Source organism: Acinetobacter sp. YH12086 (assembly GCF_013419345.1).
GTDB lineage: Bacteria > Pseudomonadota > Gammaproteobacteria > Pseudomonadales > Moraxellaceae > Acinetobacter > Acinetobacter amyesii.
On sequence record NZ_VPAF01000013.1, the window covers coordinates 13,875 to 30,356 of the forward strand.

Consider the following 16,482-nt stretch of genomic DNA (forward strand, 5'->3'; position numbering starts at 1 on the left):
ATCATTTTCACCCACTAATATGACGTCCGCACACATCCAACGAGATGACTGTGTTCTGTAAAACAAAAACAATATCGCTCGTTCATCATGAATGAATGGCAACAGGGAATTATGATTATGATGGAATTTAAACTGCTTAGGCAGATCAAAAAAGAACCTTATAGTTTATATAAACGTACAGATGACATCACTGTTCAAGAACTCAAACGCATGTATGGTATTTACCAAAAATATTATGCCAATACCCGTTATGAAATTTTTGAACGCGACTTCTTAGAAAAAACCGGTGTTTTTTTCATTATTGAACCGAAAAATAATCAAATTGTCGGATTCTCGACGGTTATGGAGCGTGACTTTATTGTTGATGGTAAAGCCCGACATGCTTTTTTCAGTGGTGATACCATTATTGAGAAAGAGTATTGGGGGAATCGTGCATTAACTCGAGCAATGTTCCGTTATATTATTAGTTTTAAATTTCGTCATCCAAGAACCCCTGTATATTGGATTTTAATCTCTAAAGGCTTTAAAACTTATCTGCTCTTAGCCAATAACTACTACAGCTACTATCCACATTATGGTGAGAAAAATGCCCATCTCAAAGACTTTGTCGAATCGTACTGTAAAGAATATTTCTCAGAATACTATAACCATGAAACAGGTCTTCTGAATTTTGGCGAAGACTACCAGCCACTCAAAGCAGATGTTGCGCCAATCACCCATGAGATGCGCGAAAACAATACCAAGATTGCTTTTTTTGAAGATAAGAACCCAACGTGGGTCGATGGAACTGAACTACCGTGCATTGGTGAATTACGTTGGAGCGATTTATACCGTTATGTAAATCGATTCTTAACCAAGACCACCAGTGTGAGTAAACATGAAAGCAAGTTACGTTATAAGTCTCGTACATTGCATATTGCGACAGGTTCAGACTCGAAGGTGGCCTAATGGGATTGCTTCTCACCACTGCACATCAAGTTTTGAATATTGCCTGCCGTAAAGCATTTCAACGCTATACACAGCAGGCAAATCAGCTGGAAAATGTGCAACGTAAAAAATTAAGCCATTTTTTAAAGCAGCACATTTCGCAAAATCTAAGCTATGAGCAATTTTCCAAAAAATATCCGCTATCGCGTTATAGTAATTGGAAAAGCCAAATTGAACAATCCAGACAAAGTGGCAAAAATTGTTTGGGGCCTGAAAAAATTGTCCGTTTTCAACCGACCAGTGGGTCGAGTGAAGCAATTAAATTCATTCCCTATACTCAGGCTTTTTTAGATGAATTGGATGAAGCTATTGGGTTATGGCTCACCAATTTATACCGAACTCATCCACAACTTAAAAATTCAACGCATTATTGGTCGGTTTCATGGTTGCCTGAAAGCCAGCGAAAGCTTTTAGAAAATAGTAATTTGAATGATGACAGTGCGCTGCTTAATCTGTCGAAGCGAGTGTTGAGTAAAATTACCCAGTCGGTACCGACTGAAATTGCGATGGCGAATTCAGCCGAAGATGCCATGTTTGCAACCGCGGTGTATCTCGTTGCAGATAAGCATTTAGGCATGATTTCGGTATGGAGTCCTACATTTGCTTTGCAATTGTTGGATATCATTCAAGAACATCAAGCTGAAATTGTACAGGTCTTGAAAACTGGACAATGGCAACGTGAGGGATTGAGTTTTCTGCAAGTTCCTAAATCTTGTCAACAATGCTATCGCTTACAAGACTTGGATTTGACCAAAGCAACGGCGTGGAAAAAACTGTGGCCTAAACTCAGTCTGGTTTCGAGTTGGGATACAGCGAGCGCAGAGCAGTGGGCAGTACAACTCCAGCAACGAATTGCAGGTGTGGCATTTGAAGGTAAAGGTTTATGGGCAACTGAAGGCGTAGTGACGATTCCATTTGCAAACCGTTTTACCTTAAGTTATCAGTCACATTTTTATGAATTTATTTTGCAAGACAGTCAAAAAGTGGTGCCATCTTGGCAACTGAAAATAGGTGATATTGTTAGTCCTGTGATCACGACAGGTTCAGGATTAATTCGTTATGTGATTGATGATGAATTAGAAGTCACCGACTTTTATCAGCAAGTGCCATGCTTCAAATTTTTAGGTCGCAAAATGACGGTAGATTTGGTCGGAGAAAAGCTCGACCACAATGCTGCAGTTAAAGTTCTTGCAGAGTTTAAACAAGCGGATTATTTGCCGATTAGTATCTTGGGTATCGAACAATGTTCGGTTAAAAAACCGCACTATATTTTACTCAGTGAAGGCAATGTAGACAAACAACCATCAGCTCAAGCACTAGATCGTTTGCTTAAACATAATTTTCATTATGAATTGGCACGCGATCTAGGGCAGTTGGATGAACCTGAAGTGGTACATGTACAAGATGCTTGGGACTACTACAAAACACTAGCCATGAACAATGGCATGATTGAAGGGAATATTAAGCCTGAACCGCTTAAGAAAATGAAAACAAAAATAATTGAGTATTGAGATGGATATCGATGTGTTAGATGCACCGTTCGACGAAACTGCGCTATATCATTCAAAGAATGAAACTAAGTTTGCGGTTCGAAATGCGACTGTAGAAGATGATGAGCAACTAATGAAAATTAGTGCTGAGAGTGTGCCAAGTAATGGCATTACCTTATCTTATGAGCGTCACCCGAGTTATTTAGCTGCTAGCTATGCACTGTATAATCGACCAGATTTAAAAGTGGTTGTCCCTGTGGACGATCCATCTATCGTGATTGCGATGATGAATTTGGGGTGGCGTTATTGTTATATCAATGGTCAGCCTGATCTAATGCGTTATGTTGCCGATTTAAGAATGAATCCAGCTTATCGTGGTGCTAAAGTCATGCGCTTATTAATGGACTATGTCCACGATGAAATCCCCCAAGATACGATTTTTGAAAGTGTGGTTTTAAACGCCAATACTGTCGCTGCTAGTATTTTACATCATGAAAGATCAGGTTTTCCGTTGCCATATTTTTATGACGAAATCCGAACCTTTACTGTTTCACAAGCAGTGAAACCAAAAGCTTTCAATCAATATCAATTTAAAACGCTGACTGCTGAAAGTGTAGATGAAGCAAATGATTTCATTTTAAAAATGAAAGACCATTATAATTTTTTACCTAGCTATGATTTTAATGCGTTGGTTGATGGTCAAAATCCATTTTGGGCAGGCTTAAATCTGGACGATTTTTATTTAATTTATGATCAGCACAATCAGTTGGTCGGACTCTACGGATTATGGAATCAAAAGAGTTTTAAACAAACCCGTGTGATCGACTATTCACGTCCATTAAAGTTGATGAAGCCTTTTTATAATGCCTACGCGAGTGTGCGTGGTGTATTATCACTGCCAAAAATTCAGGGAACTTTCGATTATTTAATGCTGCATAGTCCACTATGTCATCCTGAACATCTAGATGTATTTGCAAGTTTAGTTTTTCATGCCAAGCAACAGACCAAGCGACGTGGCAAAGAAACCTATTGCATCACTCTGGCAGAGAAGGACCCACGTATAGGATGGATGAAAAATACCACCTCTCACGTGTTAAAAGCCAAGCACTATTTTCATAGTTTTAAAGGCAATCCATATGCAGCTTTTGATCGTAAACGTATAAGTTATTTTGAAGCTGGGCGCATATAGTTGAAGTGATAGCCATCAAAAAATCAATTAAAACTGCCAAATCAATCATTTAAAATCATTCTAATTGTGTACTTATGTAACTGAGTTCTTCAGTATACTGCGCAAAGAATAATCAGAATGAGAAAGACATGTCAAAATTGATGTGGGGAATTGGCAGTTTCGCGGTGCTTTCAGCAGCTGTGGTAGGAGGAAATTTATATGCAGATAAATCTCTTGCCCAATTTTATACACAGAATAATTGGTCAGCAGCTGTACAAGATGTTGATGTGAAGTACAGCAATTATCAAATGGGCTTGATGGGCGGAACGGTCGATTGGGTATTAACTCTGAAAACAGACCCGTGTAAACCCAAAGAAGTGATCGTATTGAAGGGTACCGATCAGATTCAACGTGGGTTGAAAGGTTATAATATCAACTCTAACTTTAAGATTGTTCAACAACAAAGTACGTCCGAATATGCCAAGCTTTTTGGTACGGAATTAACGGCAAAAACGTTGGTCAATTGGATTGGTCAAAGTAAAACAGATCTACAGATTCCTGCATTTAAAACGACTGCACAAGGTGCAACGGTACAAGCTGATGCCAGCCAATTGCAAATTCGGATCAGTAGTCTACCGGGGCAAGCCACTAAGGTATCTGAGCTTTCAATCCATTTACCTGTGGTTCGGTTGAGTGAAGGTCCAATGCAAACCATGGTGCAAAATTTTTCGATGAAGACCAATCAAGGTTTAAATCAGAAAAATCTCGAAAATGGTTTTGTTGAAATCCAAGCGGCTTCTATCAAACGTTTAGATCAAAAGTTCTCAGGCGGCATGCGTGGTATGCAATTGCGTTGGGAGACCGAACTAAATAAACATGATGTGGACTTTGAAGGCTACTTAAAAGCTGATGAGATGGATTTCCCAGGTTCACCGGTCACTAAAGATTTCGCACTGAATTTGGCATTGCATAAAGTTAATCTAGATAAAGTTCGTGCATTTAGTGAACTTTTGCATCAGGTGGAAAATTCATGTGATGCAGTGGGTGAATCAAGTGAAGAAATGACTCAAGCTTTCTTAGCTATCGCAAGCCAAGGTTTTGATTTTGAGTCTAAAGATAACTCGATCAGTATTGGTGGAGGTAAAGCCTCTGCAAATGTCGTGGGGAAAGTCATGCCGGGTCACCATGCCTCAATGGAGTCTTTTATTAAAATGGTGCCGAGCTTACTGGATTTTCAAGCAGACTTAAGTTTTGATAAAAATATGATGACTGCAATCATGAATAACTTTTTGCAATTACAGGGCAAAAGTTTGTCAGGACAGGAAGCTGAAGCCATGTTTGCTGGTTTTGAAACATCAGGGCAAGGCAAGCGCGATGGCGATAACATGGTCATGAGTATGCAATATAAGTTCGGTCAAAAGCTTTTTGGTCAAGCCATACAAAAGAAATAAGCAACCAGTAGTGAGTAGTTAAGTTTAAAAAATATAAAACCGTCATAGATTGGCGGTTTTGTATTTTTGGCTACAGAATTATGATTTTCAGTTTATCGGAACACTAGCCATTGTTGAACAGTTGAAAAGTTGCTAGCGTCAATGGGCAACTAGCCAATCAAAACAACAATAGGAAAGACACCATGTCACACGATTATTTTTTTAGACGGAAACTTGTTCATTCATCCATGCCTAAATGTTCTTGGGTAAAACACAGTCTTGTTAGTAGCATTTTTTTAATCGCTGTTCAGTCTATGGCTTTTGCGGGTACTTCAATTTCAGATCAACGTTTGTCGAATGAAACGCAAGGTAAAAAACAGTTTAGTGAAGAAACCTTAGATATTATTGAGAGTGAAGCAGCTAAACCCAAAGAAGAGCAGCAGAAAAATTCAAATCATAAATCTAATCGTAATAATAAGATCATTCAAGAAACCCAGCTTGAAGGCTCAACCATGAGTGATTATTTGCTTCAAAAGAAAAGGGCAGCGGATCAGGTCGGGTTAATACAATCTCCAGAAGTCGCACCGATTAACCGTATTGTGCTGCAAGAGCGACATGAAAATATTCGAGTAACGTATCCAGATGGAGTCGTGGTTGAAATGAAGCACTGACGTGCTTCATTTCATAGATCAGGAATTGCTAAAGTTAAACCTTAGATTTGTGGATGGGTGATTTTCCATGCACGATGAATTTTGCTGTTACGTTTAAAGTCTAGACCAATGGTTTCATTGCTGATTTCTTCAACATCAAACATTGCCATGATCACATCGTCCATCTCAAAACCACGGTAGTTGTTTGAGAAGTAAAGCGTACCGTCAGTGGTTAAACGGTTCATGGCACGTTTAAGCAAAGACATATGGTCGCGTTGGACATCAAACGTACCATAGAACTTTTTAGAGTTTGAGAAGGTTGGTGGGTCAATAAAGATCAGGTCATATTGCTCGTGACCTTCTTTCAACCATTCAAAACAGTCGCTAGAGAAGAACTGATGTTGTTCATCTGCATGATCTACAGTCAAACCATTCAGTACAAAGTTCTCTTTAGACCAGTTTAGGTAGGTATTTGACAAATCGACACTGGTCGTACTTGCTGCACCGCCAAGCGCTGCATGTAAGCTCGCTGTAGAGGTATAGCTGTATAAGTTCAGGAAGTGTTTGCCTTTGGCTTCTTTGGCAATGCGTAGACGCATTTGACGATGGTCAAGGAACAAACCTGTATCGAGGTAATCTGTTAAGTTCACCAAAATCTTAGCTTTGCCTTCTTGAACGATAAAACGTTTAGACGCAGTACTTTGTTTAGTGTACTGATTTTTACCTTCTTGGCGTGCACGTGTTTTAATGAAAATCGCATCACGACCTAAGCCTGTCACTGCACGAATCGCTTGAAGTGCTAAGTTAAAGCGTTTTTTGGCTTTTTCAGGGTCAATTTTTTTCGGTGGTGCATATTCTTGTACGTGTAAACGATCACCATACAAATCTACCGCGACATTAAAGTCAGGCAAATCGGCATCATATAAACGTAGGCAGAAAATATTTTCTTTGACTGCCCATTTTTTAAGATTCTGCATGTTTTTTTGCAGACGGTTAGTAAAGTCTTCTGCACCTTCAATTTTTTCAAATTGTTGCGGTTCCCAATGCTCTAGGAAAGGCTTTTGAACTGCCGCAGGTTTGACTGTACCAAAACGGACGTAAATTGGTAGCTTACCATTCATCAAACGCAAAATTTGTGGATCATTAAAGGCAAGGACATCGGCCTGTTCAACTTGTGCTGCAATAATTGCAGCAGGCTGATTTGGGAAGTTCTTTTGTAATAATGCCGATAGACCTAAATATAGTGCGCGGTTAGAGGCTTTATCACCTAAACGCTCGCCGTATGGAGGATTAGTGACAACAAAGCATTTCTTACCTGTTGCTTGGAAATCTGGCCAGTCTGCAAGTGTACGTTCTTCAATTTTAATTTGATCAAGTACAGATTCGAAACCTGCAGCGATAATATTTTGTTTGGTTGCTTTTACTGCTTCCCAGTCTGCATCAAATGCATAGAATTGTGGGAGAGGGTTTTCAAGTGCGGCTTTATGACGTTCAGCAGCTTCGCCTTTGATCGACATCCAAAGTTCATGGTCATGACCATTCCAACCATTAAAACCAAAACGACGAACAAGGCCTGGCGCGCGGTCAGTCAAAATCATTAAAGATTCAATGATAAAGGTCCCTGAACCACACATTGGGTCCAAGATAATATCGGGTTGATGTTGTTTAAGTTTTGCTTTCTGTAAGATAGCAGCCGCTAAGTTTTCTTTAATCGGTGCATCTGTCATGTAGCGACGGTAGCCGCGTTTATGTAGAGAATCACCTGATAAATCTAAGCAATAAGTATGTTCAGTTTTGCCAGCTAATACATACAACGTAATTTCAGGTTGCTTAATGTCAATGCTAGGACGTTTGCCCACAGCTTCCATAAAGGAATCGACCACACCATCTTTAACACGTAAAGTTGCGAACTGAGAATTGACTTTAATGTCACGTTCGATGTGTAAACGAACGGCAAATGTACTTTGTGGTGCAAAAATAAGTGACCAGTCAAAGTTTATTGCACCTTCGTAGAGCTCTTCCGCTACATCACGTGCATCATGCGTGAACTCTAATTCATGTGTATGAATGGGGGTGAGTACACGTGAAGCCAAACGTGACCACATGCAAATACGGTATGCATCTTCAAGTGTGCCTTTGAATACAAGACGACCCGGGAACTGTTCAATATTTTGAACACCTAAACCTTCAATTTCCTCGCGGAGTAAGGTTTCCAGTCCATCTGCACAGGTAACCCAATATGTAGAAAGACGCGGTTTCGAATTCATGTAAATTTCCAAAGGCAAAAAAGCAATCGCATATTTTAACGTATTTTCGGGGATTTGGGCGGACGATATTGCGCTGAAACGGGAGAAATATCGGTAGATTTGAATGACTTTATCAAATTTATTCTGTGTACATTGTGAGAAATATCACTTAATGGTACAAAAATTGCTATAACCCTGATCAAAATTCGATCTTTATAATATTGATATCATTAGGGGTATTTATGACAGGGCTGGCAATCAATAGTCAATCAAACGCATTTTCAATCGCAACCTTAATCTATGCGCGTTTACGTCGTGTGTCAGGTCGGGTTATTGACGCATTATATGTAGTTGAAAATGTCGAATATGCACGCTTTGTTTCTAATTTGGCTTTGGCAACGGCTGATCCTGAATTATCTCGTTTAGTTGCACGTTTATATAGTGAGTTGAATTTGCATGAAGTTGCAGTTTCAGTACCAGAAGAATCAATGGTTAACTCAGTATCGCATGAAACAGCAGAAATTTTAATGAGCGAACCGACTGCGGAAGACATTTGTAAAGCACAGGTTGCACATCGTTATATTGGCGCATTGCGTTAATTCAATCCTGCTGTGAGCAGTAGGTATATTTTTCTTGCTGCGCACAGCCTGATGTATAAACCAACTTCCTTATTTCAAGAGTTCTTGAACTGCGCAGAAGGCGGCTGTTTATAGCTAGAGTTTATCTGTTTGAAAGGATTCAATTCAATCAAAAATAAGGACGGATGGAAGTCCTGTTTGAAGGCTTTTTGAAAGGGGAAAGGTGAAGTTTAATTTAAAACGTTTAATTTATCTAATTGAAATGATAGATAGGAATTTGAAAATTCATTTTGAATAACATCATACGTTTGCATTGAACGTTGAAAACTTCAACTGCCATTTGCCAAGATTCTCTGTATAATGCGTTAACTTAACGATAAGGAATCTCTCATGCACTTGGCGGCATTGCATACACCGAGCCAGATTCAACTCAACCAAGATGGTAACTTAAAACATTTCCTCACCATCGAAGGCCTTTCTAAAGAAACTCTCACAAAAATATTGGACACTGCACAGTCCTTTTTTAATGACCAAAATCAGCTAATTACCAATAACCTTTTAGAAGGTCGTACGGTAATGAACCTGTTTTTTGAAAATTCAACACGTACCCGTACCACTTTTGAAGCGGCAGCAAAACGTCTGTCTGCAAACGTATTGAACATTGATATTGCACGTTCAAGTACATCAAAAGGCGAGACACTGCGTGATACCTTGTGGAATTTAGAAGCGATGGCGACCGACATTTTTGTGGTTCGTCATTCATCGTCAGGCGCGCCGCATTTTATTGCCAAAGATGTTTGTCCGCATGTGGCAATCATCAATGCAGGCGATGGCCGTCATGCGCATCCTACGCAAGCCATGTTGGATATGTTGACGATTCGCCGTGAAACCAAAAAGAATTTTGAAGACATTTCCATTGCCATCATTGGCGATATTAAGCATTCGCGTGTTGCCCGTTCAGATGTCGCTGCATTACAAACATTGGGCTGTAAAGATATTCGTGTCATTGCGCCTAATACTTTGTTGCCTTACGGTTTTGATGATTATGGCGAAGGCATTCGTCTGTTCAACAATATGGAAGACGGCATTCAAGACTGCGATGTGATTATTACTTTACGTATTCAAAACGAACGTATTGATTCTCCTGCGCTGTCATCTCAAGCCGAATTCTACAAAATGTATGGTTTGAATAAAGAGCGTCTGGCTTTGGCTAAACCTGACTGCATCGTGATGCATCCGGGACCAATGAACCGTGGTGTTGAAATTGACTCAAGTATTGCCGATGGCACTCAGTCAGTGATTTTACATCAGGTGACCAATGGTATTGCGGTGCGTATGGCGGTACTGGCTTTGGCAATGCAAGGTCAGTTGCAAGAAAAAGGTTTAATTGAAGCGATTGCGGTTTAAGGGATAGTCATGAGTATTGTTAAAGTTGAAAATGTACGTGTCTTAGATCCAATCAATCAAACTGACAGCGTACAGACAGTTTATATTGAAAATGGCCGATTGGTTGCCGAAAGCAATGCCGCTGAAACCATTGATGGTCAAGGCAAATGGCTGATGCCAAGTATGGTTGACCTTTGCGCGCGTTTACGAGAGCCGGGACAGCAGCAGCACGGCACTTTAAAGTCAGAAGGTAAGGCTGCGCGTGCAAATGGTATTCTGCATGTGTTTACGCCGCCAGACTCTAAACCGATTGTGCAAGACAATGGCGCATTGATTCATGGTCTGGTGGAAAAAGCCATGCTAGATGGCGGCATTTACCTGCAGGTGATTGGCGCGCAGACTCAAGGCTTGTTAGGCAAGCAGCCGGCGAATATGGCAGGTTTGAAAAAAGGCGGCTGTACAGCAGTATCGAATGCCAATGCGCCATTTATGGACGATGATGTGGTGATTCGTACCTTGGAATATGCAGCGGGTCTGAACATGACCGTTGTGTTCTATGCCGAAGAACCGCAGATTGCCAAAGATGGCTGTGTGCATGAAGGCTTTGTCGCATCTCGTCAAGGTTTACCGATGATCCCTGCATTAGCGGAAACCGTAGCCATTGCAAAATATTTACTGATGATTGAAGCCACTAAAGTGCGTGCGCATTTTGGTCTGTTGTCATCAGGTGCATCTGTTGAATTGATTAAACATGCCAAAGCGAAAGGCTTGCCTGTGACTTGCGATGTAGCCATGCACCAATTGCATTTAACTGATCAGTTGATCGACGGCTTTAATTCACTTGCACATGTTCGTCCGCCGCTGCGTTCTGAGCAAGATAGAGACTTGCTCCGCCAAGCGGTAAAAGACGGTGTGATTGACGCGATTTGTACGCATCATGAGCCGCTGAGCAGCTCAGCGAAAATGGCGCCATTTGCTGAAACACAGCCCGGTTTTACCGCATTTGATACTTATGTGCCTTTTGGTATTCAATTGATTCAAGAAGGCCTATTAAGCCCACTGGAATGGGTTGAAAAAGTCACACTCGCACCTGCTAAAGTAGCCAATATGCAACAACGTTGGGCAGATGAAGCGGGTTGGGTGCTTGTTGATCCTGAACTTGAGTGGACCATTAATAAAGACACGATTGTGTCAAATGGTAAGAACACACCATTAATTCAGCACACCGTTAAAGGTAAAGTGCTTCAAGCTTTTTATGCCGTTTAAGCTGAAGCTCAACATGGAAAATGTTGAGTCCTAGCATTTTAATTTGATATCTAAAAGTCAGCTTCGGCTGGCTTTTTTTATGAGGATTGAAATTAATAGATTGAAAATAGAAAAGAAATTAACGCGCTGACAAGTCCGAACAAATTATTACATTTGATCAAAAAATAAGCATATAAACTAAAGTACACATGAAAATAATGACAACCGCATGGAGTACAAATATGAATATAGACTTATTAGCGCTGATTAAGCAGCACGTCTCCTCGATTGTGCTAGACGGTGATACACAACACTTAACTGAAAAAAATTCAGCCATTAGCCAGTTTATTCCATTCCTGTTAAATATTTTTCGATCCAAACCTGAATTTATTGATACCTTTCAAAAACAGTTAAACCCTCGTATTAGTGATATATTTTCAGCAAATCCCACATTAAAAGATCAATTTTTGCAACATCTCGGTGGCGGTACGGCCCTAACGTCAGAAATAGAGCAAACCTTAAACCACTCTATAGCTCCAACTTTAGGGGCACTTGAAAATGAAGCGGGTTCATCTGATCCCGTCGCAATCACGCATTTACTTGATAATCATGCAGATAGCATTTTGGCGGCACTACCACAATGGGCAGTGCCTTTACTCGCAGGTTTAGGGGTAAACACTGCAGCTGGCCGTACGTTACACCAAGCGCCTGTTGTTGAACCAACACCTGTTATCGTTGAAGAAAAACGCTCGAATTGGTTATTGCCAATTATTGCGCTGCTTATATTATTGGGTCTGATCGCATTTTGGTTTAAGTCTTGTACTAATAAAGAAGAACCAACCACCTCTGCAACAACGGTTGCACAGCCTGCTGCATCTCAGCCAGCACATTTGCAATTTAGCACCGGTACAGATGGGCAGTTAACCAACTGTCAAATTCAAACTGGTGATTCAAATTATCTTGAAATTTTGCAGCAACAAGTCAAACAGATCTTTAACTTTAATACGGGTTGTGGTGCTTCATCTGATGCCAGTTACCATACGCAATTTATTGATCAAGATACCATTCCAACGGTTCTGCAAAAACTTAAAGGTGTGCCAAATACCACTTTAACCTGGACAGAAAATCAGTTATCGATTTTGTCGCAAAATCCTGCGGATGCTCAAAACCTTGCCAATCAAATTAAGCCTTTAGCAAAAAATATGACGGTATTGGTTCAAGAAGGTGTGAGTGAACAAACTGCAGTAGATAACAGTATTACTGATGCACAAAAAGCATTAGCAAGCATTAACCCTGAACAAGTTCGTGCGCTAGATGTTGCGACTGCGCTGAACTTACAAATTATTAATTTTGCGACAGGTTCATCTGATATTCCTGACGTGAATAAATCGATTTTGGATCAAGCGGCAGCGTTAATGCAGCGCGCTACAGAAGTACATCTGACTGTACAAGGTCATACCGATGCTGTGGGTAATGCGGAAGCGAATAAAGCTTTATCGCAAGAGCGTGCACAAGCTGTGGTGGATTACTTGGTGTCGAAAGGCGTTGATCCTGCACAGCTTCAAGCGGTGGGTTATGGTCAAGAAAAACCGGTAGCAGAAAACAGCACCAAAGAAGGTCAATTCAAAAACCGTCGTATTGAGTTTGAAGTTTTAAATACCGAGAATGGTAAAGTACGAGATGTCACCAGCGAAGGCGTAACTGAAAAGACCAATTAAAACCGTACTAAATGAGATGATATATAAAAAATCCCTGCACATGCGGGGATTTTTCTCGTCAAAGCGCTGTAATTTTGAGTAAAATACGCCCGAAGAATAAAATCATAATGGTACTTATACAATGAAAAAAATAGTCATCACGAGCCTCATGTTGTCTGCGGCATTGATATCCGGCTGTGATAATTTTAAAAATAAAAAAGATACTGAAGCCAAAACGGAAGCGCCTGCTTTGGAAGATTGGAGTTGTACAGCACAAGCCAATATCGACCAATTGCAAGATCATTTAAAAAAAGAATATCTCAAAGAATTAAACAAAGAAATACGTCAGTCAGATTATGAAGCCGATCAGCAACTCATGGATCTGATTGTAAAAAATCTAAAATTTAACATTCAAAATGTCACGACTTTAACTGAAGACCCTAATAAAGCCAAAACATTGGAATGTAGCAGTCAATTGTTGGTGGTTTTCCCGAAAGGATTACAAAAGCGTGCTGAAAACGCCTATGCTGAACGACCATGTGACGAAGGCTGTGAAGAACGTGGTAATTATACTTTGAATGATTCACTCGAAGATGGTGAGTCAGGCTTAAGCATGGACAATGATCAGCTTAAAGGGAACTTTAGCTATAGCATCACTAAAACGGACAAAGATGGTTTAAGTTTAAGTGTCCCAAGTCAAAATGACGTAATTGATAGCGTTGTAACAGTGACACGTCATGCGGTGCTATATGCGGCATATAGTGCACAAAATAAGCGAGACGAAGAATCCTATCAGCAAGGGATGGAGAGTCAATCTCAACAAATGAGCCTTGCACAAAAGGCGATGGATATTCGTAAGAAAGAGCTAGATCAGGATAATGCCAAAGTGGTGGATCGTCTCAATCAGACTTGGGATCGTTTTAGTGATGAACAAAAGGCGCAGTTACAGCAAGATCAAGCAGACTGGTTTGAAAAGCGTGATATCGACTGTAAAGTGCTTGCACAAAAAAGTGTTTATTCATTAAATGAAAGTGAAAAAGAGACTTATCAAAAGCATTCGCAATACTGGGATGATGCGATGAATACGCAAAATCAAGAGTTGCAATATACCAAATGTTTTAATCAGAAAACTACAGAACGAATTGTGTATTTAAATAACGTGTTTAATTGATCTAAAAGAAGAAAAGCCCTCAATGAAGGGCTTTTTTTGAATCTTAGTTTATTGCTTGATGATCAAAACAGGAATTGGGCACTGCGTTAAAATATTTTGTGCCACGCTGCCTAGCATGGCTTTTTTCAAACCTGTGCGTCCATGTGAACCCATGATGATTAAATCCGCAGAGATTTCATCAGCCACTTGTAAAATCCCTTCAGTTGGCGATACACCATGAATCAAACGAGTTTTAACTTCGATACCATCACGTACAAAGGTTTGTTTGATATCTTCTAAACGCAGCTGAGCACTTTTTTCAGCTTGCATAAAATATTCAGTGATTGCAGGTGCAACAGCATAGAAATCGACACCAACGAATGGATCAACAGCAACAACACTAACAATGGTCACTTGTGCATTTTGACTTTTAGCCAAGCTTAGCGCATGTTCAACAGCAGAATATGAAATTGGAGATTCATCCACAGGGACTAAAATTTGTTGATATTGACTCATATCTGCTTCCTTAATATTTTAAATGTTATCAATCTAATCTTGCTCTATTCACGATATTGTATGAATTAGACAAAAGGGTAAGCCTATGGGTGAAGGGTGTGCTGAATAGAAAAAAGCCCACATGATGTGGGCTTAGTCATCTTAAGCTTTTACAACCAACACAGGTAATTCAGTATTACTGAGCACATCTTGTGCGAAGCTGCCGAGTAGCATTTTCTTAAAGCCTTTACGACCATGTGAACCCATAACAATCAAATCGGCTTTGACTTCATTGGCTGCTTCTACTACACCTTCAGCAGAAACTTGACCTTTAATAATCTTACTTTGTGCATCTATACCAACTTCAGTCGTGATTTGCACAGCTTCTTTTAATGCAGATTCTGCATTTGCGTAAGCTTGTACGAAATATTCTTTCATGATTGATGAAGAATAATAGAAGTCTGCATCGGTAAATGGGTCTTCAGCAACAAGGCTGATTAAAGTGAGTTGGCTGTTAAATGCCTTGGCAATAATTGCAGCTTTTTTTACTGCAGAAAACGAGATTTCTGAACCATCGACAGGTACTAAAATGTTTTGATATGACATGGAACAATCTCCTGTAATTTTGCTTTTAAACCCTATAGATTATTGATAACACATTGTCGTGCATGGTTCAATTTATTAATCAAAAAAATATTGTAAATTCATAAAATTACATAAATTAATGTCGATAAGCCGTCAAATAAATCTGAGTGGAAAACTCGGACTTTGCTCAAAAAATATTAAAATAAAATCGACTAATTTTCTCGGATTTTGAGCCTAAATGATCAATTTGAACTTTATAAAAATAAGCCTAAACTATATACAGTTTTAAATCTAAGATTTATAACAGAATTGATGCGATTGGATAGTTAGATATGTCATATAAAGTAGGGTTGGTTGCACTTAGCATGTGTTCAGTGTTGCATTTGTCTGGTTGTCAAAACACGCAAAGCAGTACCAAAGTGATTGCAGGCGCATTTAACTTATCGACACAAGTTCAAAAGACCTTTATCAACCTACATGCACCTGACAATGTTATTGTGCAGTCAAATATTCAATATCTACAAAATCCAAATTTAAACTTGGATATCTATCAACCTGAAACAAGTACGGTTATTGCACCAAGACCAACGATTGTTTGGATCCACGGGGGCGGTTGGGTCTCAGGCTCAAAAGAGCATGCAGGTGGATATTTTAAACGGCTCGCAGCCCAAGGCTATAATGTGGTTTCGGTTCAATATCAGTTTGCACCTGAAGCCATTTATCCCACACAGCTCAACCAAATTGATGCTGCATTGACGTTTTTGAATCTACATGCGGCACAATATGGCATTGATTCGCAAAATATGTATATGGCAGGGGATTCTGCAGGTGCAAATATGGCCAGTCATTATGCCGCCTTGGTTACGAATCCAGATTTTGCGCAAGCGTCAAAGATTCAACCTGTATTAAAGCCTTCACAGCTTAAAGGGCTGATTTTACATTGTGGTATTTATGATTTAAACAGCTTTGTAAATACTGCACCAGCAGAGATTGGACTGATCGAGTGGGGCGTCTATAACTTAGTTCAGGCGTATACCGGAGACAAAAAAGATGATGCCGAGTTTTTAACGCGTATTTCAACGGCCTCAAATATTAATGCAAATTATCCGCCTGTATTTATCAGCGGTGGCAATAAAGATTTTTTAACCGAAACGCAATCTGAGCCTTTTGTAGAAAAATTGCTGGCAAATAATGTACCTGTGACAGCGGTATTTTATCCAGATTCGAAAGAATTTTTGGTACATGAATATCAATTTATGATGAGTAAAAAGGCCAGCCAGCAGACCTTTGATCGTACTTTAGAATTTTTGCAACAACACACACAGACCGTCAAAAATTAAAAACAGACTTAAAAGGCTTGCAGAATAATCTTTAA

The 16,482-nt window shown here is 39.8% G+C and carries 14 protein-coding genes; 11 read left to right on the plus strand and 3 right to left on the minus strand.

Going from position 1 to position 16,482, the window contains the following annotated elements; all coding sequences use genetic code 11:
• Positions 1-111: 111 nt before the first annotated feature.
• The 5 genes from FTU29_RS13025 to FTU29_RS13045 all read left to right on the plus strand — a co-directional run bounded on the left by FTU29_RS13025 (position 112) and on the right by FTU29_RS13045 (position 5,746).
• Complete coding sequence (locus tag FTU29_RS13025; RefSeq protein WP_306423179.1) at positions 112-948, plus strand: hypothetical protein; 837 nt, start codon at positions 112-114, stop codon at positions 946-948.
• On the plus strand, positions 948-2,498 hold the full coding sequence (locus FTU29_RS13030; protein ID WP_180122284.1) for a GH3 auxin-responsive promoter family protein: 1,551 nt from the start codon (positions 948-950) through the stop codon (positions 2,496-2,498). Before FTU29_RS13025 ends, FTU29_RS13030 begins: the two co-directional genes overlap by 1 nt.
• Before the next feature lies 1 nt (position 2,499).
• Complete coding sequence (locus FTU29_RS13035; protein WP_180122286.1) at positions 2,500-3,666, plus strand: GNAT family N-acetyltransferase; 1,167 nt, start codon at positions 2,500-2,502, stop codon at positions 3,664-3,666.
• Between the two features lie 128 nt (positions 3,667-3,794).
• The gene (locus tag FTU29_RS13040) at positions 3,795-5,096 is read left to right on the plus strand and encodes a DUF945 family protein (RefSeq protein ID WP_180122288.1); all 1,302 of its coding nucleotides are present in this window, start codon (positions 3,795-3,797) and stop codon (positions 5,094-5,096) included.
• A 182-nt stretch (positions 5,097-5,278) separates the two neighbouring features.
• A complete protein-coding gene (locus FTU29_RS13045; RefSeq protein WP_180122290.1) occupies positions 5,279-5,746 on the plus strand; it encodes a hypothetical protein in 468 nt (155 codons plus the stop codon).
• A 41-nt stretch (positions 5,747-5,787) separates the two neighbouring features.
• On the opposite strand, the gene rlmKL is transcribed toward FTU29_RS13045, so the two are convergent.
• Positions 5,788-7,992: a bifunctional 23S rRNA (guanine(2069)-N(7))-methyltransferase RlmK/23S rRNA (guanine(2445)-N(2))-methyltransferase RlmL gene (rlmKL, locus tag FTU29_RS13050; RefSeq protein WP_180084798.1), complete on the minus strand. Its 2,205-nt coding sequence runs from the start codon at positions 7,990-7,992 to the stop codon at positions 5,788-5,790.
• Positions 7,993-8,213: 221 nt separating this feature from the next.
• Here rlmKL and FTU29_RS13055 point away from each other — a divergent pair, with 221 nt between their 5' ends.
• From FTU29_RS13055 to FTU29_RS13075, 5 genes are all read left to right on the plus strand, one after another.
• Positions 8,214-8,570 carry a hypothetical protein gene (locus tag FTU29_RS13055; RefSeq protein ID WP_180122292.1) on the plus strand — a complete coding sequence of 119 codons (357 nt, stop codon included), beginning with the start codon at positions 8,214-8,216 and terminating at the stop codon, positions 8,568-8,570.
• Positions 8,571-8,939: 369 nt separating this feature from the next.
• The gene (locus FTU29_RS13060; protein WP_180041141.1) at positions 8,940-9,956 is read left to right on the plus strand and encodes an aspartate carbamoyltransferase catalytic subunit; all 1,017 of its coding nucleotides are present in this window, start codon (positions 8,940-8,942) and stop codon (positions 9,954-9,956) included.
• A gap of 9 nt (positions 9,957-9,965) precedes the next feature.
• Positions 9,966-11,201 (plus strand): dihydroorotase, encoded by a 1,236-nt coding sequence (locus FTU29_RS13065; protein WP_180035299.1) that lies wholly within the window; start codon positions 9,966-9,968, stop codon positions 11,199-11,201.
• 221 nt (positions 11,202-11,422) lie between these two features.
• Positions 11,423-12,898 (plus strand): OmpA family protein, encoded by a 1,476-nt coding sequence (locus FTU29_RS13070; protein ID WP_180122294.1) that lies wholly within the window; start codon positions 11,423-11,425, stop codon positions 12,896-12,898.
• Between the two features lie 121 nt (positions 12,899-13,019).
• On the plus strand, positions 13,020-14,048 hold the full coding sequence (locus FTU29_RS13075; RefSeq protein WP_180107498.1) for a DUF1311 domain-containing protein: 1,029 nt from the start codon (positions 13,020-13,022) through the stop codon (positions 14,046-14,048).
• 48 nt (positions 14,049-14,096) lie between these two features.
• On the opposite strand, the gene FTU29_RS13080 is transcribed toward FTU29_RS13075, so the two are convergent.
• Together FTU29_RS13080 and FTU29_RS13085 are read right to left on the minus strand one after the other, a co-directional pair.
• A complete protein-coding gene (locus tag FTU29_RS13080; protein WP_078188616.1) occupies positions 14,097-14,543 on the minus strand; it encodes a universal stress protein in 447 nt (148 codons plus the stop codon).
• A gap of 141 nt (positions 14,544-14,684) precedes the next feature.
• Entirely contained in the window at positions 14,685-15,128 is a 444-nt protein-coding gene (locus tag FTU29_RS13085; protein ID WP_078188615.1) for a universal stress protein, read from the minus strand.
• Between the two features lie 311 nt (positions 15,129-15,439).
• Between FTU29_RS13085 and FTU29_RS13090 the strand changes: the two genes are divergently transcribed.
• On the plus strand, positions 15,440-16,447 hold the full coding sequence (locus tag FTU29_RS13090; protein WP_180122296.1) for an alpha/beta hydrolase: 1,008 nt from the start codon (positions 15,440-15,442) through the stop codon (positions 16,445-16,447).
• Positions 16,448-16,482: the final 35 nt, after the last annotated feature.